At 72.4% G+C, this 20,057-nt stretch carries 18 protein-coding genes and 2 tRNA genes; 5 read left to right on the top strand and 15 right to left on the bottom strand.

All coding sequences use genetic code 11. From position 1 onward, the window contains the following. Positions 1–94: 94 nt before the first annotated feature. Positions 95–2,731 carry a valine--tRNA ligase gene (gene valS / locus GMA12_RS01965; protein WP_156266558.1) on the top strand — a complete coding sequence of 879 codons (2,637 nt, stop codon included), beginning with the start codon at positions 95–97 and terminating at the stop codon, positions 2,729–2,731. A gap of 93 nt (positions 2,732–2,824) precedes the next feature. Here valS and GMA12_RS01960 read toward each other — a convergent pair whose 3' ends face one another. The 6 genes from GMA12_RS01960 to GMA12_RS01935 all read right to left on the bottom strand — a co-directional run bounded on the left by GMA12_RS01960 (position 2,825) and on the right by GMA12_RS01935 (position 8,155). Then, entirely contained in the window at positions 2,825–3,421 is a 597-nt protein-coding gene (locus GMA12_RS01960) for a mycothiol-dependent nitroreductase Rv2466c family protein (protein ID WP_156266556.1), read from the bottom strand. Positions 3,422–3,488: 67 nt separating this feature from the next. Then, complete coding sequence (gene clpX, locus GMA12_RS01955) at positions 3,489–4,784, bottom strand: ATP-dependent Clp protease ATP-binding subunit ClpX (protein ID WP_062734530.1); 1,296 nt, start codon at positions 4,782–4,784, stop codon at positions 3,489–3,491. A gap of 143 nt (positions 4,785–4,927) precedes the next feature. Then, positions 4,928–5,605 (bottom strand): ATP-dependent Clp protease proteolytic subunit, encoded by a 678-nt coding sequence (locus tag GMA12_RS01950; protein WP_062734533.1) that lies wholly within the window; start codon positions 5,603–5,605, stop codon positions 4,928–4,930. Positions 5,606–5,666: 61 nt separating this feature from the next. Next, on the bottom strand, positions 5,667–6,332 hold the full coding sequence (locus GMA12_RS01945; RefSeq protein WP_156266554.1) for an ATP-dependent Clp protease proteolytic subunit: 666 nt from the start codon (positions 6,330–6,332) through the stop codon (positions 5,667–5,669). A 190-nt stretch (positions 6,333–6,522) separates the two neighbouring features. After that, positions 6,523–7,974 carry a trigger factor gene (tig, locus tag GMA12_RS01940; protein WP_162459351.1) on the bottom strand — a complete coding sequence of 484 codons (1,452 nt, stop codon included), beginning with the start codon at positions 7,972–7,974 and terminating at the stop codon, positions 6,523–6,525. A gap of 108 nt (positions 7,975–8,082) precedes the next feature. Beyond that, positions 8,083–8,155: transfer RNA gene (locus GMA12_RS01935), tRNA-Pro, on the bottom strand. A 224-nt stretch (positions 8,156–8,379) separates the two neighbouring features. Here GMA12_RS01935 and GMA12_RS01930 point away from each other — a divergent pair. Next, positions 8,380–8,450: transfer RNA gene (locus GMA12_RS01930), tRNA-Gly, on the top strand. A gap of 125 nt (positions 8,451–8,575) precedes the next feature. Here the strand turns inward: GMA12_RS01930 and GMA12_RS01925 are convergent. The 3 genes from GMA12_RS01925 to GMA12_RS01915 are packed head-to-tail and all read right to left on the bottom strand — an operon-like array spanning position 8,576 to position 10,676. Continuing rightward, entirely contained in the window at positions 8,576–9,217 is a 642-nt protein-coding gene (locus GMA12_RS01925; RefSeq protein WP_156266552.1) for a methyltransferase domain-containing protein, read from the bottom strand. Positions 9,218–9,263: 46 nt separating this feature from the next. After that, complete coding sequence (locus GMA12_RS01920) at positions 9,264–10,154, bottom strand: Fpg/Nei family DNA glycosylase (RefSeq protein ID WP_162459350.1); 891 nt, start codon at positions 10,152–10,154, stop codon at positions 9,264–9,266. Continuing rightward, positions 10,155–10,676 carry a ribose-5-phosphate isomerase gene (locus tag GMA12_RS01915; RefSeq protein WP_156266550.1) on the bottom strand — a complete coding sequence of 174 codons (522 nt, stop codon included), beginning with the start codon at positions 10,674–10,676 and terminating at the stop codon, positions 10,155–10,157. It lies immediately after the preceding gene. A 215-nt stretch (positions 10,677–10,891) separates the two neighbouring features. Here GMA12_RS01915 and pepN point away from each other — a divergent pair, with 215 nt between their 5' ends. Further along, positions 10,892–13,459, top strand: a complete 2,568-nt coding sequence (gene pepN / locus GMA12_RS01910; protein ID WP_162459349.1) for an aminopeptidase N — start codon at positions 10,892–10,894, stop codon at positions 13,457–13,459. Positions 13,460–13,626: 167 nt separating this feature from the next. Continuing rightward, positions 13,627–14,046 carry a globin gene (locus GMA12_RS01905; RefSeq protein WP_047804609.1) on the top strand — a complete coding sequence of 140 codons (420 nt, stop codon included), beginning with the start codon at positions 13,627–13,629 and terminating at the stop codon, positions 14,044–14,046. A 30-nt stretch (positions 14,047–14,076) separates the two neighbouring features. Here the strand turns inward: GMA12_RS01905 and GMA12_RS01900 are convergent, their stop codons facing one another. Continuing rightward, a complete protein-coding gene (locus tag GMA12_RS01900; RefSeq protein ID WP_156266548.1) occupies positions 14,077–14,745 on the bottom strand; it encodes a DUF8185 domain-containing protein in 669 nt (222 codons plus the stop codon). A 5-nt stretch (positions 14,746–14,750) separates the two neighbouring features. Then, positions 14,751–15,236, bottom strand: coding sequence for an acyl-CoA thioesterase (locus GMA12_RS01895; RefSeq protein WP_156266546.1), 486 nt, complete (start codon positions 15,234–15,236; stop codon positions 14,751–14,753). Between the two features lie 108 nt (positions 15,237–15,344). Here GMA12_RS01895 and GMA12_RS01890 point away from each other — a divergent pair, with 108 nt between their 5' ends. Next, on the top strand, positions 15,345–16,235 hold the full coding sequence (locus GMA12_RS01890; RefSeq protein WP_062734556.1) for an acyl-CoA thioesterase: 891 nt from the start codon (positions 15,345–15,347) through the stop codon (positions 16,233–16,235). Positions 16,236–16,392: 157 nt separating this feature from the next. Here the strand turns inward: GMA12_RS01890 and ettA are convergent, their stop codons facing one another. From ettA to GMA12_RS01875, 4 genes are all read right to left on the bottom strand, one after another. Beyond that, on the bottom strand, positions 16,393–18,075 hold the full coding sequence (ettA, locus tag GMA12_RS01885; RefSeq protein WP_156266544.1) for an energy-dependent translational throttle protein EttA: 1,683 nt from the start codon (positions 18,073–18,075) through the stop codon (positions 16,393–16,395). Positions 18,076–18,183: 108 nt separating this feature from the next. Beyond that, a complete protein-coding gene (locus tag GMA12_RS01880; protein WP_156266542.1) occupies positions 18,184–18,756 on the bottom strand; it encodes a single-stranded DNA-binding protein in 573 nt (190 codons plus the stop codon). Between the two features lie 282 nt (positions 18,757–19,038). Beyond that, positions 19,039–19,173 (bottom strand): hypothetical protein, encoded by a 135-nt coding sequence (locus GMA12_RS19175; RefSeq protein ID WP_276607331.1) that lies wholly within the window; start codon positions 19,171–19,173, stop codon positions 19,039–19,041. Between the two features lie 428 nt (positions 19,174–19,601). Then, on the bottom strand, positions 19,602–19,832 hold the full coding sequence (locus tag GMA12_RS01875) for a hypothetical protein (RefSeq protein ID WP_047804588.1): 231 nt from the start codon (positions 19,830–19,832) through the stop codon (positions 19,602–19,604). Between the last annotated feature and the right edge of the window lie 225 nt (positions 19,833–20,057).

Here is a 20,057-nt window from a genome sequence, read left to right as displayed (position 1 = left end):
CGTGATGACTGCCCCCAGCTTAACCCACGCGCGGGCCGGTGCCGAGGCCGGGGCCGCCCCGGGCCGGCCCCGGCCTCGTGAGAGACTGGTCGGCATGGCTGACAACACGCAGGGCACAGACACGCCCGCACCGACGACCGTGACCGTTCCCGACAAGCCCGCGCTGGAGGGACTGGAGCAGACGTACTCGCGGAAGTGGCGCGAGGAGGGCACCTTCGCGTTCGACGAGGACACGACCCGCGAGCAGGTCTACTCGATCGACACTCCCCCGCCGACCGCCTCCGGCTCCCTCCACGTCGGCCACATGTTCTCCTACACGCAGACCGACGTGATCGCCCGCTACCAGCGGATGAGCGGCAAGAACGTCTTCTACCCGCTGGGCTGGGACGACAACGGCCTGCCCACCGAGCGGCGGGTGCAGAACTACTACGGCGTGCGCTGCGACCCCACCCGGCCCTACGTGGAGGGCTACCGCCCGCCGGAGAAGCCCGCGAAGAACCAGCGCGACTGGGACGTGGTCTCGCGCCGGAACTTCATCGAGCTCTGCGAGGAGCTGGCGGTCGAGGACGAGAAGGTCTTCGAGCACCTCTTCTCCACCCTGGGCCTGTCCGTGGACTGGACCCGCACCTACCGCACGATCGACGCCCGCTCCCGAGCGGTCTCCCAGCGCGCCTTCCTCGAGGACCTGGCCGCCGGCAACGCCTACCTGGCCGAGGCCCCCACCCTGTGGGACGTCACCTTCCGCACCGCCGTGGCCCAGGCCGAGCTGGAGGACCGCGAGCGGGAGGGCTTCTACCACCGGGTGGCCTTCCACCGCCCCGACGGGGGAACCGTCCACATCGAGACCACCCGCCCCGAGCTGCTCCCCGCGTGCGTGGCCCTCGTGGCCCACCCGGACGACGAGCGCTACCAGCCGCTGTTCGGCACCACGGTGCGCTCCCCGCTGTTCGACGTCGAGGTCGAGGTGAAGGCGCACCCGCTGGCCAAGCCGGACAAGGGCTCCGGGATCGCCATGATCTGCACCTTCGGCGACCTCACCGACGTCACCTGGTGGCGGGAGCTGGACCTCCCCACCCGCGCGCTCGTCGGCCGCGACGGCCGCTTCGCCAGCGAGACCCCGGAGTGGATCGCCGAGGGCGCCCCGGCCGAGCACTACGCCCGGGTGGCCGGCAGGACGGCGTTCTCCGCCCAGCAGGCCGTCGTGGAGATGCTGCACGAGTCCGGGGACCTGGAGGGCGAGCCGCAGAGGGTCGTGCACCCGGTGAACTTCTACGAGAAGGGCGACAAGCCCCTGGAGGTCGTCACCTCCCGCCAGTGGTACATCCGCAACGGCGGCCGCGACGCCGAGCGGCGCGAGGCGCTGCTGGCGCGGGGCCGCGAGATGGACTGGCACCCCTCGTTCATGCGCTCCCGCTACGAGAACTGGATCGAGGGCCTCAACGGCGACTGGCTGATCTCCCGCCAGCGCTTCTTCGGGGTCCCGTTCCCGGTGTGGTACCGCCTCGACGGCGACGGCAACCCGGACTACGACGCTCCCGTCCTGCCTGCCCACGACCAGCTGCCGGTGGACCCGGCCGCCGAGCCGGCCCCCGGCTTCGACGAGTCCCAGCGGGACCAGCCGCACGGCTTCACCGGCGACCCGGACGTGCTCGACACCTGGGCCACGTCCTCGCTGACCCCCCAGATCGCCACCGGCTGGGCGTTCGACGAGCAGCTGCACGCCAACACCTTCCCGATGGACCTGCGGCCGCAGGGCCACGACATCATCCGCACCTGGCTGTTCTCCACGGTCGTGCGCTCGGAGTCGCTGGCCGGCACGGTGCCCTGGACCAACACCGCGCTTTCCGGGTGGATCCTCGACCCGGACCGCAAGAAGATGTCCAAGTCCAAGGGCAACGTGGTGGTCCCCACCGAGGTGCTCGAGAAGTACGGCGCCGACGCGGTGCGCTACTGGGCCGCCTCGGCCCGCCTGGGCGCGGACACCGCCTACGACGAGGGGCAGATGAAGATCGGCCGGCGGCTGGCGATCAAGCTGCTCAACGCCTCGAAGTTCGTCCTCGCCCAGGGCGTCACGGAGGCGTCCGTGCTCGGCTCCGGGGCGTCCGCCGACGTGCTCAGCGAGCCCCTGGACCGGGCGCTGCTCGCGCAGCTGCGCACGGTGGTGGAGCGCGCCACCCAGGCCTTCGCGGACTACGAGTACGCCCGGGCGCTGCAGCTCACCGAGCAGTTCTTCTGGACGTTCACCGACGACTACGTCGAGCTCGTCAAGGACCGGGCCTACGGGGCCCGCGGCGAGGCCGCGCAGGCCTCCGTGCACGCCGCGCTCGCCACCACCCTCGACGCCCTGCTGCGGCTCTTCGCCCCGGTGCTGCCCTTCGCCACGGAGGAGGTGTGGTCCTGGTGGCGCACCGGGTCCGTGCACCGGGCGGCGTGGCCGGCGGCCGACGCCTTCGCCGCGGCCGTGGACGGCGCCGACCCGGAGATCCTCACGACCCTGGGCGAGGCGCTGTCCGGGCTGCGCAAGGCCAAGTCCGAGGCCAAGGTCAAGCAGCGCACCGCCGTGCGCTCGGCGACCATCGGCGCCCCGGCCGAGGACGTGGCCCGGCTCGAGGCGGGCCTGGACGACCTCCGGGCCGCCGGCAACGCCGCGCAGCTCACGCTCGTGGCCGGGGACGAGGGCCTCGGCGTGCGCGACGTCGAGCTGGCCCCCGCCGAGGAGCCGGCGCGGTAGACGGCGGACGCCCGAGCACGGAGGAAGCCCCCCACGGGTCGCCGTGGGGGGCTTCCTCCGTGTCCGGCGCGGTGCACCGGGGATGCGGGAGGGTCAGGAGAAGACGGGGCCCTGCTCCCGCCCGCGCTTGAGCTCGTAGAACCCAGGGTAGGAGGCCAGCGCCAGGGATCCGTCCCAGATCTTCGCGGCCTCCTCCCCCGTCGGGGCGGGGGTGAACACGGGACCGAAGAAACCGGTGCCGTTGACCGCGATGCACGGGGTGCCGATGTCCTGCCCGGCGACCGCCCGCGCGGCCTCCGTGGAGGCCCGCAGCGCCCCGTCGAACTCGGCGGAGTCCTTGGCCGCCGCGAGCTCGGCGGGCAGCCCGACCTCCGCGAGCGACTCGATGATGATCTGCTCCAGGTCCTCCATGCCGCCGGGGTGGCGGCGGGTGCCCATCGCGTCGTAGAGCTTCTTGCGCTGCTCGTCGCCGTGGGCGTCCGCCGCGGCCTCGACCACGCGCACCAGCCACATCGACTTCTCGTGGCCGTGGTGGTGGTTGTCCGGGTTGTCCTCGTTGAGGATGCCGAGCGAGATGATCCGCCACGTGACCTCCACGTCGCGGCGGGACTCCACCTCCTCCATCCAGCGGGAGGTCATCCAGGCCCAGGGGCACAGGGGATCGAACCAGAAATCGACCTTGTCCGTCATCAGCTTCCTCTCCTCGCGGGTGCGCCCGCCGGGACCGGCGGGCGCCTCACGGAGTACAAGCCACGGATCAGGCGGTTTTGTTCCGGTTCTGCTCCTCACGGATCATCTCGTGCGTGATGATCTCCGGCTCGGCCTGCTTGGCCACGGCCTCGGCGGTGACGAGCACCGCGGCGATGTCCTCCCGGCTGGGCAGCTCGAACATCACCGGCTGCAGGACGTCCTCGAGGATGGCGCGCAGCCCGCGGGCGCCGGTGCCCCGCTGGATCGCGAGCTCGGCGACGGCCGTGAGCGCCTCCGGGTCGAAGGTCAGCTCGACGCCGTCGAGCTGGAACATCTTCCGGTACTGCTTCACCAGCGCGTTGCGCGGCTCGGTGAGGATGCGGGTGAGGTCGGCGACGGTCAGCTCCCGCAGGGTGGTCACGACGGGCAGCCGGCCGATGAGCTCGGGGATCAGGCCGAACTTCAGCAGGTCCTCGGGCATGACGTCGGCCATGACGTCCCGGCGCGGGCCGCTCTCCCGCAGCGCCGCGCCGAAGCCGATGCTGGTGTGCCCGGCGCGGGAGTCGACGATGTCCTCCAGGCCGGCGAAGGCGCCGGCCACGATGAACAGCACGTTGGTGGTGTCGATCTGGATGAACTCCTGCTGGGGGTGCTTGCGCCCGCCCTGCGGCGGCACCGAGGCCACGGTGCCCTCGAGGATCTTCAGCAGCGCCTGCTGCACGCCCTCCCCGGAGACGTCGCGGGTGATGGAGGGGTTCTCGGACTTGCGGGAGATCTTGTCGATCTCGTCGATGTAGATGATGCCCGTCTCGGCCCGCTTGACGTCGTAGTCCGCGGCCTGGATGAGCTTGAGCAGGATGTTCTCCACGTCCTCGCCCACGTAGCCGGCCTCGGTGAGGGAGGTGGCGTCGGCGACCGCGAAGGGGACGTCGAGCCGGCGGGCCAGCGACTGCGCCAGGTAGGTCTTGCCGGAGCCGGTGGGCCCGACGAGCAGGATGTTGGACTTGGCGATCTCCACGTCCTCGTCGCCGGCCGCGGTGGCCAGGGACAGGGGCTTGCCGTTCTCCCCGGCCCGGACCCGCTTGTAGTGGTTGTACACCGCCACGGACAGCGCCCGCTTGGCGGTCTCCTGCCCGATCACGTACTGGTGCAGGTGCTGGTAGATCTCGTGGGGCGTGGGCAGCTCCTGCTGCTCGAGGTCCTTGACCTCGCTCAGCTCCTCCTCGATGATCTCGTTGCACAGCTCGATGCACTCGTCGCAGATGTAGACGCGTGGGCCCGCGATGAGCTTGCGGACCTGCTTCTGGCTCTTGCCGCAGAAGGAGCACTTGAGCAGATCCGCGGTCTCGCCGATGCGCGCCATGAATCAGTCCTCTGGTCGGGTACGGAAGTCCTCGTCCAGGATAGGCGAGGACCGGGGCCCGCCCCAACACCGCGACGCCCCGGTGCGCCGCGACCGGTGAGGGTCGCGGCGCACCGGGGCTCCGGCGGGACGGGTGCCGCGCGTCAGACGGTGACGGTGGCGGGCTTGTGGATCTTGCGGGACTCCAGGACGTGGTCCACGATCCCGTACTCCTTGGCGGCGGCCGCGGTGAGGATCTTGTCGCGCTCGATGTCGCGGTTGACCTCCTCGGCGGTCTTGCCGGAGTGCAGGGCCAGGGTCTCCTCGAGCCACTCGCGCATGCGCATGATCTCGTTGGCCTGGATCTCGATGTCGGAGGCCTGCCCGCCGCCCTGCCCGGACATGGCCGGCTGGTGGATGAGCACGCGGGCGTTGGGCAGCGCCAGGCGCTTGCCCGGGGTGCCGCCGGCCAGCAGCACGGCCGCCGCGGAGGCCGCCTGCCCGAGGCACACGGTCTGGATCTCCGGGCGGATGAACTGCATGGTGTCGTAGATCGCGGTCATCGCGGTAAACGACCCGCCCGGGGAGTTGATGTACATGGTGATGTCCCGGTCGGCGTCCTGCGCCTCGAGCACCAGCAGCTGGGCCATCACGTCGTCGGCCGAGGCGTCGTCGACCTGCACGCCCAGGAAGATGATCCGGTCCTCGAACAGCTTGGTGTAGGGGTTCTGCCGCCGGTACCCGTAGGGGGTGCGCTCCTCGAAGTCGGGGAGCACGTAGCGGCTGGTGGGCAGGGCGGCCGCGGAACCGGCCGTGGACGAAGGTCCGTAGGTGTAGGTCATCGTTGAGATCCTCGAGAGTCTGGAGTGCTTGCCGGGTCGTGGGGGCGGGACCGCCGAGGTCCTAGTCCTGGTCCTTCATGGTCCCGCCGCCGCCGGTCATGGACCCGGCCGAGCTGGCGATGTGGTCGAAGAAGCCGTAGTCCAGGGCCCGCTGGGCGTCGAACCAGTTGTCCCGGTCGTTGTCGCGGAGGATGGTCTCCAGGGTCTGGCCGGTCTGCTCGGCGGTGAGCTCCGCCAGGCGCTGCTTCATCGAGAGGATGAGCTCGGCCTGCACCCGGATGTCCGAGGCGGTGCCGCCCATGCCGCCCGAGGGCTGGTGCATCAGGATCCGGGCGTTGGGGGTCGCGTAGCGCTTGCCCTTGGTGCCGGAGGAGAGCAGGAACTGGCCCATCGAGGCCGCCAGGCCCGTGGCCACGGTCACCACGTCGTTCGGGATCAGCTGCATGGTGTCGTAGATCGCCATGCCCGCGGTGACGGAGCCGCCCGGGGAGTTGATGTACAGGAAGATGTCGGCCTGCGGGTCCTCGGCCGAGAGCAGCAGCATCTGGGAGCAGATGAGGTTCGCGTTGTCGTCGCGCACCTCGGAGCCCAGCCAGATGATGCGCTCCTTGAGGAGCCGGTTGTAGACGTAGTCGTCCTGGCCGCCCATGGGGGCGCCGCCCTGCAGGCGCGGGCCGGTGGAGCTTGCGTGGGTCGAGCCGAACGGCGACTCGTGAGCGGAGGTCATGAAACAGTGCCTCTTTCGTCCGTGTGGTCCGGTGATCTCTGAACAGAACACTAGTGCCCGCCCCGGACCGGAACCGGTCCGCGCCGGGGTTGTTCGCTGATGGCGCATGGTCGCCGCGGCGGGCCCGCCGACGGCGAAGGCGCCGCCGTTCCTGGGGAACGACGGCGCCTCCGGTGCGGGGCTCAGGACCTCACTTGGCCGAGTCCGCGGAGTCCGCCGACTCGGCCGACTCCGGGGACTCGGGCGAGTCCGCCGACTCCTCGTCGGTGCCGGGGGTCGGGGCGGCGGTAGTCTCCTCGGGGACGACCTCCTCGGTCTGCTCCTCGGAGGCCTGCTCCTCGGCACCCTGCTCCTCGCCCTGCGGGCGGACGAACTCGGAGAGGTCCACCGGGTGGCCCTCGGTGTCGGTGACCGTGGCGTACTCCAGGACCTTGGCCAGGGCCTTGCGGCGGCGGACCTCGCCCACCATCAGCCCGGCCTGGCCGGAGGAGTCCAGCAACTGCGCGAACTGGTTCGGGTCCATGCCGTACTGCTGGGACATGTTGATGATGTAGTCGATCAGCTCGGACTGCTCAACGCCGATCTCCTCGGCCTCGGCGACCGCGTCCAGCACGATCTCGTTGCGGAAGGCGTCCTCGGCGTTCTTCCGGACCTCGTCCCGGTGCTCCGGGGAGTCGTGGTCGGCCTCGGCCTGCGGGTTGTCGAAGTGCTGGGCGATCTGCTCGTCGATCACGGCCTGCGGCACGGGGATCTCGACCAGCGAGAGCAGCTTCTCCAGGACCTTGTCCCGGGCCTCGATGCCCTGCTCGACGACGGTGCCCTCGGCGGCCTGCTTCTTCAGGTCCTCCTTGAGCTCCTCGATGGTGTCGAACTCGGAGGCCAGCTGGGCGAACTCGTCGTCGGCCTCGGGCAGCTCGCGCTCCTTCACGGCGGTGACCTTGACCTTGACGGTCGCGTCCTCGCCGCTGTGCTCGCCGCCGGCGAGCTTCGTCTCGAAGGTGGCGTCCTCCCCGGCGGACAGCCCGGTGATGGCCTCGTCCATGCCCTCGAGCATGGTGCCGGCGCCCACCTGGTAGGACAGGTCGTTGGCGGCGTCGACCTCCTCGCCGTCGACCAGGGCCTGCAGGTCCAGGGTGACGAAGTCGCCCTCGGCGGCCGGGCGGTCGACGGTCTTGAGGGTGCCGAAGCGCCCGCGCAACTCGTCGAGGGCCTTCTGCTCGTCCTCGGCGGAGGCCTCGCGGGCGTCCACCTCGACCTCGAGGCCCTTGTAGTCGGGCAGCTCGATCTCGGGACGCACGGCCACGTCGATCTCGACCTTGGTGTCGGCCTCGCGGTTCGTCTCGTCCGGCTTGGCGACGACCTCGACCTGCGGCTGGGTCAGGGGGGTGATCCCGTTCTCGGCCAGGGCCTGCTGGAAGAAGGTGTTCAGGCCCTCGTTGAGCGCGTTCTCGACGACGAAGTCGAAGCCCACGCGCTGCTCGATCAGCCGCGCCGGGACCTTGCCGCGGCGGAAGCCGGGGACCTGGATCTGGTTCCCGAGCGACTTGTAGGTCTCGTCGATGAACGGCTTCAGCTCCGCGAACGGGACGTCCACGACGATCTTGACCTGGGTCGGGTTGAGTTTCTCGACGGCGCTCTTCACTTCCGCTGCACTCCTGAGTGGTAGGTCGGGTGGGTGTTCTGGGGCCGTGCTCCGGCCCGGGACAGTCGGAAAGGCGGCTGCCCGGTGGGCCGGGCAGCCGCTCCAACGTCGGGGCGACAGGACTCGAACCTGCGATCTCCTGCTCCCAAAGCAGGCGCGCTAGCCACTACGCTACGCCCCGGTACCTGCAGCCTCGGCTGCAACGACTGCGGTCCGGTGCTCGGGCACGGACCACCGGCGAGTCTACCGGCTGGGCGGACGGACCCGCACCTCGGCCCGCCGCGACCTGCCGCGGCCGGTCCGCGGGTCCGCCCCGGGGCCGGCCCGGATCGGGGCGGACGGCCGGGGATTTGACACCGCACGCGCCGGGCCGGTTAATGGAAAGGCCCGCCACGAGCGGGCGCCGGGGATGTAGCTCAATGGTAGAGCCTCAGTCTTCCAAACTGATTACGCGGGTTCGATTCCCGTCATCCCCTCCCCGCACGTCCCTGTGCACGGAACGCCCCGGTCCGCTCGGACCGGGGCGTTCGTCGTCGCCTGGATCCCGCCACCCCGCGCACGGCCCGCTCGCCTCCCGTTCCCCGGACCGGTCGCGGCCGATTCAGCGGACCAGGCCGACCACCTGCCAGAGCCGGCCGCGGTGGACGTGGACAGGGCGCAGCCCGTGGGCGCGCAGCACCTCCAGCATCGCCTCCGGCGGGTGCAGGTAGTTGCGGAACGAGCGGCCGGTGAGCCGGTAGAACGCGTTGAGCAGGGCGAGGGACGCCCGGATCCCCGGGGTGTCGGGCGGGAAGCTGAGCACCAGCAGCCGCTCCGCGTGGTCCGCCGCGGCCGCCAGCAGCCGCTCGTGGTCGGGATAGCAGCACACGACCCGGTGCAGGACGACGACGTCGTGGGCGGCCACCGCCCGCGGGTCCACCGCGATGTCCAGCTGCCGGCGCACGATGCGCTCGCGGACTCCGGCCGCCGCGGCGAGCGCGGCCGCCTCGGCCTCGTAGGAGTCCACCAGCTCGAGGTTGGTCGTGCGGGCCGCGCCCCGGCGCAGCAGCTCCAACTGCACCTCGCCCACGCCGCCGCCGATCTCGAGCACGGACGCCCCCTCCACGCCCCGGGCGGTGAGGAAGTCCAGCACCCGGCGGGTGGTCCGGTCCGGGCCGCGCAGGCGGTACCGGGCGGCCAGCCCACGGGCCACCCGGGGCCCGAAGACGCTCGCGTAGTTCGCGGGGCCGCAGCAACCGGACATGGCACCAGGATATCCCCGGCCGGGCCGGCGGCTCAGGGCCGGCGGCTCAGGCCTGGCAGGCGGGGCACCAGTACAGGCCGCGGCCGGCCAGCTCCCCGGTCGCCACCGGGGTCCCGCACCGCAGGCAGGGCTGCCCGGCGCGCCGGTAGACGTAGTGGGCGTGCTCGGGCCAGGCCGCGGTCTCGTCCACCCCGGGACGGTCGGCGGGGTCCGTGGTGACGATCCGGCCCAGCCTGGCCCCCGTCCGCATCAGGGCCACGTTCTCCGCCCACAGCCGCAGCACGGCCTCCTCCCCCAGCGACCGACCGGGCAGCAGGGGGTCCACCCCGCACCGGAACAGCGACTCCGCCCGGAAGATGTTGCCCACCCCCGCCAGCACGGCCTGGTCCATGAGCAGCGCCCCGACCGGGCGGCCGCTGCGCCGCACGGCGGCCACGAACGGCGCCGGGTCGGCGCCGGGGTCCAGCGGGTCGGGACCCAGCCGGGCCCGGGCGGCCTCGGCCTCCGCGCGGGTCTCGAGCACGCACAGCGTGGGCCCGCGCAGGTCGGCCCAGCCCTCGTCGCCGACCAGGCGCACCCGCACCGCCCCCACCGGTGCGGGCGGGCGCAGCGGGCCGGCGGCGGGAGCGGCGTCGTCGCCGGCCTCCCGCTCGCCGATCCGCCGCGGCGCGCCGATGGAGGAGGCCCCGCGGAACCGCTCGGTGCCGCCGAAGCTCCACGCCCCGTACAGGCCCAGATGGGAGCGCAGCACCCGGTCCCCCGCGAAGTCGAGGAACAGCTGCTTGCCGTGGGCGCGTGCGCCCGCCAGGACGGCGCCGTCGAGGACCGCGGCCCCCTCCGCGAACCGGCCCTGCGGGGAGTTCACGGCCAGGGCCTGGCCCACGAAGCAGTCGGCGAACTGACGGGCCAGCCGGTGGACGGAGTGGCCCTCCGGCACTCAGGCCTCCCGAGCGGCGGGGAACTCCCGCGGGCGCAGCTCCTCGAGCCGGCCCGCCACGGCCCCGGTGGCCTCGTACTCGGCGATCTGGCCGATCCGCCGCACGTGACGCTCCTCGCCGGAGAAGGGCTCCGCGAGGAACGCCTTGACGATCTCCAGCGCCTCCTCGCGGGGGTGCTGGCGCCCGCCGACGGCCACGACCTGGGCGTCGTTGTGCTGGCGGGCCAGCCGGGCGGTGTCCAGGTTCCAGGCGAGCGCGGCGCGGATCCCGCGGACCTTGTTGGCGGCGATCTGCTCCCCGTTGCCGGACCCGCCCAGGACGATGCCCAGGGAGTCCAGGCCCGCCTCCCGGTCCTCGCGCACGGCGCGTGCGGCGCTGATGCAGAAGGCGGGGTAGTCGTCGAGGGCGTCGTACTCGGCGGGGCCGTGGTCGACGAGGTCGTAACCGGCGGCGACGAGCTCCTCGACCAGATAGCGGGAGAGGTCCAGGCCGGCGTGGTCGGTGGCGATGTGGACGCGCATGGGCGGCGTGCTCCTGGGGTTCGCGGTAACGGGGCGGGATCGTGGCGGGCTCCGCGGGCGCGGACCGGCCGCCCACCAGCGTAGTGGCTGGCGCGCCGGGCCAGGCCCGGGACGTCCTCCCGCCGGGAGGGTGACCCGGCTGACATAATGGGCGGAATCCCTGCGGCCCACCGGCCGTGGGCGCCCCCTGCCCCCGACGAGAGGACGGCACCGAAGTGCCCGGAACCAACCTGACCCGCCAGGAGGCGGCCGCGCGGGCCGAGACCGTCGCCGTGGACGCCTACGACGTGGTCCTGGACCTCACCCGCGGCGAGCGCCTCTTCCGCTCGACGACCACCGTGCGCTTCCGGGCCGTCCCGGGCGCCTCGACGTTCATCGACGCGATCACCGACACGGTGCACTCCGTGGTGCTCAACGGCAGGGAGCTGGATCCCGCGGAGATCTCCGACGGAGCGCGAATCCAGCTGCCGGGCCTGCAGGACGAGAACGTGCTGACGGTGGAGGCGGACTGCCGGTACATGAACACCGGCGAGGGCCTGCACCGGTTCGTGGATCCGGTCGACGACGAGGTCTACCTCTACACCCAGTTCGAGGTGGCGGACACCCGCCGGATGTTCGCCGTGTTCGAGCAGCCGGACCTCAAGGCGCGCTTCGCGTTCACGGTCACGGCCCCCGCGCACTGGACGGTGGTCTCCACCCAGCCCACCCCGGAGCCCGTGCCCGCCGGTCCCGGCGCGGCCACGTGGTCCTTCTCCCCCACGCCCGTGGTGCCCTGCTACGTCACGGCACTCATCGCCGGCCCCTACGCCTCCGTGCACGACGAGCTCGTCAGCGCTGACGGGCGCACGGTGCCGCTGGGGCTCTACGCCCGGCGCTCGCTCATGGAGCACGTGGAGGCGGAGGAGATGTTCGGCATCACCAAGCGGGGCTTCGAGTTCTTCGAGGCGCAGTTCGGGATGCCCTACCCCTTCGAGAAGTACGACCAGCTCTTCGTCCCGCAGTTCAACGCCGGGGCCATGGAGAACGCCGGGGCGGTGACCTTCGTGGAGCTCTACGTGTTCCGCTCCCGGCCCACGCAGGCGCGCGTGGAGCGGCGGGCGATCACGATCCTGCACGAGCTGGCGCACATGTGGTTCGGGGACTTCGTGACCATGCGCTGGTGGAACGACCTGTGGCTCAACGAGTCCTTCGCGGAGTTCATGTCCACCCTCGCCGCGGCGGAGAACACCCGCTACACGGACGCATGGACGACCTTCGCCGCCGGGGAGAAGTCCTGGGGCTACGAGCAGGACCAGCTGCCCACCACGCACCCCATCAAGGCCGAGATCCGCGACCTCGAGGACGTGCTGGTCAACTTCGACGGCATCACCTACGCCAAGGGCGCCTCGGTGCTCAAGCAGCTCGTCGCGTGGGTCGGCCAGGAGCAGTTCATGGCCGGGCTGAACCGGTACTTCCGGGAGCACGCGTGGGGCAACACCGAGCTGCGGGACCTCATGGTCCGGCTCGAGGAGGCCAGCGGCCGCGACCTCGAGCAGTGGTCCGCCAAGTGGCTCGAGACCGCCGGCGTGAACACCCTGACCCCGGTGGTCGAGACCGACGAGGACGGGGTGATCCGCTCCTTCCGGATCGAGCAGACCGCCCCCGAGGAGCACCCCACGCTGCGCCCGCACCGGCTGGCCGTCGGGTTCTACGACCACGACGGCGAGCAGGGCAAGCTGGTGCGCACCCACCGGGTGGAGCTCGACGTCGACGGGCCCGTCACCGAGGTGGCCGAGTTGGTCGGCCGGGAGCTGCCGGACCTCGTGCTGCTCAACGACGACGACCTCGCCTACGCGAAGATCCGCCTCGACGAGTGCTCCCTGGACACCGCGCTCACGCACCTGAAGAACTTCGAGCGGACCCTGCCCCGGGCCCTCGTCCAGGCGTCCGTGTGGGACGGCGTGCACGACGGCGAGACCCCGGCCCGCCGCTACGTGGAGCTCGTGCTGGGCAACATCGCCCACGAGACGGACTCCACCGGCATCCAGGTGCAGCTGCGCCGGCTGGAGACGGTGCTGGAGGGCTACGTGGCCGAACCGGTGCGCGAGGCCGTGCAGCGCGACGCCGCCGACCGGCTGTGGCAGCTCACCGAGGAGGCCGCAGCCGGGTCCGACCAGCAGCTGCAGTTCCTGAAGGCCTTCGCCCGGCACGCCCGCACGGCCGCCCAGCTCGACGTCCTCGAGCAGTTGCTCGACGGGCGCCGGTCCCTGGCGGGCCTGGCCCTGGACACCGACCTGCGCTGGGCCGTGCTCACCGCCCTGTGCGCCGGGGGACGGCTCGGGGACGAGGCGGTCGACGCGATGCTCGCCGAGGACAACACCGAGAACGGCGCCATCGCCGCGGCCCGCGCCCGCGCGGCGGTCCCCACGGCCGAGGCCAAGGCCCGGGCCTGGGAGCAGATCATGGTCGAGGGCTCGCTGCCCAACTCCATCCAGGAGGCGGCGATCGACGGGTTCCGCACGGCCGTCGACCCGTCCCTGCTCGAGCCCTGGGCCGAGCGGTACTTCGCGGCGATGCCCGAGCTGTGGCGCACCCGCACCCACGAGCTCGCCCGGCAGATCGCCGTGGGAATGTACCCGAACATCCCCGCCCAGCGGACCGTCGACGCCACGGACGCGTTCCTGGCCGAACTGCCCGAGGACCTGCACGGGCTGCGCCGGCTCGTGCTCGAGCAGCGCGACGCCACCGCCCGGGCGGTGCGCGGTCAGGCCGTGGACGCCCGGTACGAGGTGGCGCGGGCATGAGCGACGAGCAGAAGCCGGGCGGGCCGGCTCCCGGGCCGGTTCCTGGAGCCGTTCCCGAGCCCGTTCGTGAGCCCGGCGGCGCCCCGCGCACAGACCCCGCGGCCGCCGCCCCGCCCGGGTCCCGGTCCTTCGCGGTGGGGGCGCCGCTGTCCCAGCTGCGCCGGCCCGTGCCGCAGGTCGGCGACGAGCGGCAGGAGGCCGAGGCGGGCACGTCGGCGTCGTTCTACGAGCAGGTGGGCGGGCACGAGACCTTCGTGAAGCTCGTGCACGAGTTCTACGCCCGGGTGGCCGAGGACGAGCGGTTCCGGGCGCTGTACCCGGAGGACGACCTCGGCCCCGCCGAGGAGCGGCTGCGGATGTTCCTCGAGCAGTACTGGGGCGGGCCCACCACCTACTCCGAGCAGCGCGGGCACCCGCGGCTGCGGATGCGGCACATGCCGTTCCCCGTGGACGTGTGGGCCCGGGAGACGTGGCTGAAGCACATGCGCGCGGCCCTGGACACCCTGGAACTCTCGCCGCTGCACGACGGGATCATCTGGGACTACTTCGACCGCGCGGCCCACGCCATGATCAACCGCCCCGGCTGAGCCCGGCGCCCCGGGTCCGCCGCGGCGGGCTCAGCGCTTGGCGAGCACGTGGCCGCCGGGGGTGCTGAGGCGCACCCAGCGGCCGTTCTCGGCCACGGCGACCTCCGCGCCGGGGCGGAGGAAGCCCAGCGAGTACGCCGCGAACGCCGCGCCGTCCGGCACCGGGGCGCCGCTCAGCCGCCCGGCGAGGGGCTCGGCCCAGCCCGACGAACGGCCCCAGACCTGCGAGCGCACGGTGTCCACGACGGCGGCGCCCGCGTCCGTGGGCACCGTGCGGGCGACCTCGGCGATCCCGGCCCGGGCCGTCTCGCGCAGGGCGTCACCGGCCACCGCGCCCACCGGCGTCCACCCGCTCAGCGGCGGGGCGATGCCGGCCCAGGACACGGCCGCGTCCACCGGCGGCAGCCCCACCTCGGCCTGCTCCTGGTCCTGGCGGGGCATCCGATCGAGCACCCCGCCGAGCGGGACCGTGACGTCCAGGTCGTGCTCGCGGGCCAGCGCGGCGGTGCGCAGCCCCAGCACCGTGGGGGTGCGGTCCAGCAGGCCGTGGGGCTCCAGCACGCACACGTATGCGCCCACGGCGCGCCCGCGCGCCTGGAAGCGCACCGCGCCCTGCGGGTCCACCCCGCGGGCGCGGGTCAGGAAGGTCCGCAGGTCCGCGACGTCGCGCGGGTCGGTCAGCGGCAGGAGACGGCTCATCGGGCTCAGGCCCCGGCGGGAGCGGGCCGGCGGGCGAACTGGGTGGGGGCGTCCACCCACTGCTCGAGCAGCTCGCGCTGCGTGCCGTCCAGGCGGACCGGCCGCCCGGTGCCCCGGTCGATCTGCACGACGGCGGTCTGCGCCACGGCGTAGACCCGTGAGCCGTCCTCCTCCTGCACGGCGTAGTCCAGCACGAAGCTGGACCCGCCCACGGAGGAGACCCACACCCGCACGAACACCGGCTCGGACCGGTACAGCAGCTGCTCCGTGTACTCGATCTCCTGGCGCCCGATCACGGTCTGCCGCTCCCCCAGCAGGGACCGGAACGAGGCGCCCTCCGGGATCCCCGCCGCGGTGTCCTCGGGCAGCGCCCGGGACATGAGCCGGACGCGGGCGTCCTCCAGGTACTGCAGCATCGTGACGTTGTTGACGTGGCCGTAGCTGTCGATGTCGCCGAAGCGCATCTGGATGGGGATCAGCAGGGAAGACATGCTCCCCATCCCATCACACCCGGCCACCGCCGGAAGCGCACCGCGGCAGCGCGCCGCGGCCCGGGCGCGCGGCGGGAAGGACCGGGGGCCTTGGCTAGAGTGAAGCCCATGACCTACAGCCCCATCCCCGACCCCACGCAGGCGCTGCTCGACATGCTGGACCTCGCCGACGGCGGCGGTGCCCGCACCCTCGAGGACATCTACGTGGGCCACTCCATCTCCCCCGCCCGCGGTCGGGTCTACGGCGGCCAGGTCCTGGCTCAGGCCGCCACCGCCGCGATGCGCACGGTGGAGCCGGAGCGGATCATCCACTCCCTGCACGCGTACTTCCTGCGCGCCGGGGACGTGTCGCAGCCCATCACCTTCGGCGTGGAGCGGATCCGCGACGGCCGCTCATTCTCCGCCCGCCGGGTGCACGCCTACCAGGACGGCCGCGCCATCCTCTCGGCCATCGCCTCCTTCCAGGTCCCCGCGCGGGGGCTGGACCACCAGGACGAGTCGCCCCGCAACCTCCCCGACCCCGAGTCGCTGCCCAGCGCCGTCGAGCTGCTGGGCCACATCGACGCCCCGGAGGCCCAGGCGATCGCCCACGAACGGCCCTTCGACATGCGCTACATCACCGAGCCCATCTATTTCCAGCCGGACTCCCGCGGCGAGCCGTTCAACGCGGTGTGGATCAAGACGCTCAAGCCGCTGCCCGACGACCCGGACGTGCACCGCGCGGCCCTGGCCTACGCCAGCGACTACACCCTGCTCGAGCCGATCCTGCGGTTGCACGGGAAGACCTGGATCGAACCGGGCATGAACCTCGCCTCCCTCGACCACGCCATGTGGTGGCACCGCGAGGCCCGCGCCGACGAGTGGCTGCTCTACGTGCAGTCCTCCCCCAACGCCTCCTCGGCACGGGGGCTGGGCGTGGGACGGATGTTCACCCGGGACGGCCGGCTGGTGGCCACCACCGCCCAGGAGGGCATGATGCGCTTCCCGGAGTTCGCCTAGCTCCGCCCCGGTGCGGACCCGGCCGCGGCGCCGGCTGAGGCGCCGCGGGTGCGGCGCAGGGGCCCGTCCGGCCGGGAAGAAATGGTCTTCCCGGCCGGACGGGCCCCTGTCACGCGTCGGACGGGACCGGGCCGGTCCCGGCGCCCTCCGGCGCGGATCAGTCGCGGGTCAGGCGGCGGTGGGTCACCCGGTGCGGGCGCGCGGCGTCGGCGCCGAGACGCTCCACCTTGTTGGCCTCGTAGGACTCGAAGTTGCCCTCGAACCAGTACCAGTTGTCCGGCTCCTCCTCGGTGCCCTCCCACGCCAGGATGTGCGTGGCGACCCGGTCCAGGAACCACCGGTCGTGGGAGACCACCACGGCGCAGCCCGGGAACTCCAGCAGCGCGTTCTCCAGCGAGCCGAGGGTCTCGACGTCGAGGTCGTTGGTGGGCTCGTCGAGCAGCAGCAGGTTGCCGCCCTGCTTGAGAGTCAGCGCCAGGTTGAGCCGGTTCCGCTCGCCGCCGGAGAGGACCCCGGCCTTCTTCTGCTGGTCCGGGCCCTTGAACCCGAACGCCGAGACGTAGGCGCGCGAGGGCATCTCGACGTTGCCGACGTTGATGTAGTCCAGGCCGTCCGAGACGACCTCCCACAGCGACTTGTTCGGGTCGAGGTTCGCGCGGTTCTGGTCCACGTAGGAGATCTTGACGGAGTCGCCGATCTTCAGCTCGCCCCCGTCCAGCTCCTCGAGGCCCACGATGGTCTTGAACAGGGTCGACTTGCCGACGCCGTTGGGACCGATGACACCCACGATGCCGTTGCGCGGCAGGGAGAAGGACAGGTCCTTGATCAGGGACCGGTCCCCGAAGCCCTTCTGCAGGTTGTTCGCCTCGATCACGAGGTTGCCCAGGCGCGGACCCGGCGGGATCTGGATCTCCTCGAAGTCGAGCTTGCGCGTCTTCTCGGCCTCGGCGGCCATCTCCTCGTAGCGGGCCAGGCGGGCCTTGGACTTGGCCTGCCGGCCCTTGGCGTTGGAGCGCACCCACTCGAGCTCGTCGGCCAGCCGCTTGGCCTGCTTGGCGTCCTTCTTGCCCTGCACCTCCATGCGGGCGCGCTTGGTCTCGAGGTAGGCCGAGTAGTTACCCTCGTAGCCGTAGAGGCGGCCGCGGTCGACCTCACAGATCCACTCGGCCACGTGGTCGAGGAAGTACCGGTCGTGGGTCACGGCCATGACGGCGCCGTGGTAGTCCTTCAGGTGCTGCTCCAGCCACAGCACGGACTCGGCGTCGAGGTGGTTGGTGGGCTCGTCGAGCAGCAGCAGGTCCGGCTTCTGCAGCAGCAGCTTGCACAGGGCCACGCGGCGGCGCTCACCACCGGAGAGGACCTTGACGTCGGCGTCCGGCGGCGGGCAGCGCAGCGCGTCCATCGCCTGCTCCAGCTGGGAGTCGAGGTCCCAGGCGTTGGCGGTGTCGATGTCCTCCTGGAGCCGGCCCATCTCCTCCATCAGGGCGTCGAAGTCGGCGTCGGGCTGGGCCATCTGCTCGGAGATCTCGTTGAAGCGGTCGAGCTTGGCCTTGATCTCGCCGACGCCCTCCTCCACGTTGCCGAGGACCGTCTTCTCCTCGTTGAGCGGCGGCTCCTGCAGCAGGATGCCGACGGTGTAGCCGGGGCTGAGCCGGGCCTCGCCGTTGGAGGGCTGGTCGAGGCCGGCCATGATCTTGAGGATGGTGGACTTGCCGGCGCCGTTGGGTCCCACGACGCCGATCTTCGCGCCGGGGTAGAACGACATGGTGACGTCGTCGAGGATGACTTTGTCGCCCACGGTCTTGCGGGCCTTGGACATTGTGTAGATGAATTCCGCCATGCCCTCAAGGCTACCCCGCTCCGTCCCCGCCCACCGGCGGGGACGGAGCGGGACGGACGGGACCCGCCCCGGCCCGGCCGCCCTGCCTGCGGTGGCCGGCAGGGCGGCTCAGGCGGTCGCGGGCTGCCGGCGCGGGCGGCGGCCCGGATCGGCCCCGGAGCGGATCTCTCCGGTCTCCGGGTCGACCCCCTCCGGGGCCGGCCGGTCGGTCCCGGCCGGGTCGCGGCTCTCCCCGGAGGGGCCCGCCGTCTCCTCGGGATCCGACTGCGCCGTGCCGTCCCCGGCCGGTTCGGGTGCTCCGTTCTGCTCCGCGGCCGGCGAGGAGGTGACGGTGCGCTGGAAGCATGCCGTGCCCAACGCCAGGTCGTGCCCGATGGAGACGGCGTCCACGTCGACGGCCGTGTTGCGCCCGTGCTCGCCCTCCCAGAACCGGACCTTCAGCTTCCCGACCACCACCACGGGCTGGCCCTTCTTGATGCTCGCCAGCGCGTTGAGCCCCAGCGCGCGGAACGCCTGCACCGAGAACCAGTTGGTGTGCCCGTCCCGCCAGGCCGAGCTCTGCTGGTCGAACCAGCGCGGCGTGGAAGCCAGTCGGAAGGTCACCACCACGGTGCCGTCGGGCAGGTTGCGGGACTCGGGATCCGTGGCCACGTAGCCGCGGACGGTGATCTGCTCAGTCATCGGGAACTCCTCTGGACGGCGGCCGTTCGGCCGGGGCTGGCCCCGGTGTCGGGGTGCCTCCAGCGTCCTGCGCTCCCGGCCCGGGACGCGGCCCCGGCGACCCGGTTGTGGAGGAGCCCGCCCGCGGCCCCCGAGTCCGGGGACCGGTGCAGTGCGGACCGACCCGCGCCGCTCGGGTCCGGGAACCGGTGCAGTGCGGACCGACCCGCGCCGTTCGGGCCCGGGAACCGGTGCGGTGCGGACCCGGGCGGTGGACGGTGCGGGTCGGGCGGGCGACGTGCCTCAGTCGAGGTCGGCGGTGTCCCACGTGATCACGCCGAGCGGCCGGTGATGCTTCTCCTGCTCCTGGGCGCACGCCCAGCACCAGGGCCCGTGCACGGGTGGTGCCCCGCACGGGCAGAGCCGGATGTGGGCCATCGTGCTCACCTCGATGAACGTTGCAGCGGCCGGTCGGGCGGTGGCCCGCCGGACGTCATCCTGCGCGGGTGCTCTCACTCCTACTACCGGTGCGGGAGCGCCTGTGGATGCACCGCGCACGGGGCGCCCCGGTCCGGCCCTCCCCCGGCAGCGGCCGCCGTCCGGGCAGGGGCCCGTGCGGCGGTGGCCCCTGCCCGGGACCACCGCACGGGACGGCGAGGGCTGATCGGCCCCCGGTGCAGGTGCCCGGACCGGAGTGGCCGAGCCCAGGTGACCGATCACGGGTGTCCGATCACGGGTGTCCGATCACGGGTGTCCGATCACGGGCGTCCGATCACGGGCGTCCGATCACGGGCCCCGACCGCAGGTGCAGTGCGGACGCCGGGACGGGGTCCACGGCACGGCCCCGGACCCCGTCCCGGCGGGCGCTACACGATGAGGCCCTGCCCGGTGATGATGCCTCCCGTGCGGGTGTCGAGCTGGACGCAGTGGCTGTCGATGACGCTGCGGATGATGGCCTCCAGACGGTCGGGGGCAATGTCCTCGTCGACGTGCCGGGCGATGAAGTCCTTGGTGTCCTCCGCGGCCTCCTCGACGGTCTCGTAGTGGTGGTGGCGGGCCCCTCCGCCCACCCACTGCCGGATGATGGTGACGCTCATGGTTCCTCCCCTGGTCGGGTCCGCAGGCGTGGCCCTGGCCGCCCCGGGTCTCCCCTCCGGGGCGGTCACTCCGGCGAGCTGGCACCGGGGTGAGCGAGGATCGTGCGCCCGGCTCGCCCGCCCTGCCGAGGGCGGGCGGGGCCGGGTGGGCCACGCCTCGCGGAACACCTCTTAACTTATGCGAATTCACCGAGTTGGGCTGTCCCCACTTCCGCCCCGCACGGC

The organism is Kocuria sediminis (assembly GCF_009735315.1).
GTDB classification, from domain to species: domain Bacteria; phylum Actinomycetota; class Actinomycetes; order Actinomycetales; family Micrococcaceae; genus Kocuria; species Kocuria turfanensis.
The sequence above is the reverse complement of the archived record's forward strand: the minus strand, read 5'-3'. Positions and strand labels throughout refer to the sequence as shown.

What these genes read in the sequence shown, in the direction of transcription:
- GMA12_RS19175 (WP_276607331.1), bottom strand. Translation starts at nt 19,173, where the DNA reads ATGGCCCACATCCGGCTCTGCCCGTGCGGGGCACCACCCGTGCACGGG.
- GMA12_RS01925 (WP_156266552.1), bottom strand. Translation starts at nt 9,217, where the DNA reads ATGTCCGGTTGCTGCGGCCCCGCGAACTACGCGAGCGTCTTCGGGCCC.
- GMA12_RS01880 (WP_156266542.1), bottom strand. Translation starts at nt 18,756, where the DNA reads ATGACTGAGCAGATCACCGTCCGCGGCTACGTGGCCACGGATCCCGAG.
- GMA12_RS01915 (WP_156266550.1), bottom strand. Translation starts at nt 10,676, where the DNA reads ATGCGCGTCCACATCGCCACCGACCACGCCGGCCTGGACCTCTCCCGC.
- GMA12_RS01895 (WP_156266546.1), bottom strand. Translation starts at nt 15,236, where the DNA reads ATGTCTTCCCTGCTGATCCCCATCCAGATGCGCTTCGGCGACATCGAC.
- clpX (WP_062734530.1), bottom strand. Translation starts at nt 4,784, where the DNA reads ATGGCGCGCATCGGCGAGACCGCGGATCTGCTCAAGTGCTCCTTCTGC.
- ettA (WP_156266544.1), bottom strand. Translation starts at nt 18,075, where the DNA reads ATGGCGGAATTCATCTACACAATGTCCAAGGCCCGCAAGACCGTGGGC.
- GMA12_RS01875 (WP_047804588.1), bottom strand. Translation starts at nt 19,832, where the DNA reads ATGAGCGTCACCATCATCCGGCAGTGGGTGGGCGGAGGGGCCCGCCAC.
- GMA12_RS01890 (WP_062734556.1), top strand. Translation starts at nt 15,345, where the DNA reads ATGACCTACAGCCCCATCCCCGACCCCACGCAGGCGCTGCTCGACATG.
- GMA12_RS01950 (WP_062734533.1), bottom strand. Translation starts at nt 5,605, where the DNA reads ATGACCTACACCTACGGACCTTCGTCCACGGCCGGTTCCGCGGCCGCC.
- GMA12_RS01900 (WP_156266548.1), bottom strand. Translation starts at nt 14,745, where the DNA reads ATGAGCCGTCTCCTGCCGCTGACCGACCCGCGCGACGTCGCGGACCTG.
- GMA12_RS01945 (WP_156266554.1), bottom strand. Translation starts at nt 6,332, where the DNA reads ATGACCTCCGCTCACGAGTCGCCGTTCGGCTCGACCCACGCAAGCTCC.
- valS (WP_156266558.1), top strand. Translation starts at nt 95, where the DNA reads ATGGCTGACAACACGCAGGGCACAGACACGCCCGCACCGACGACCGTG.
- GMA12_RS01960 (WP_156266556.1), bottom strand. Translation starts at nt 3,421, where the DNA reads ATGACGGACAAGGTCGATTTCTGGTTCGATCCCCTGTGCCCCTGGGCC.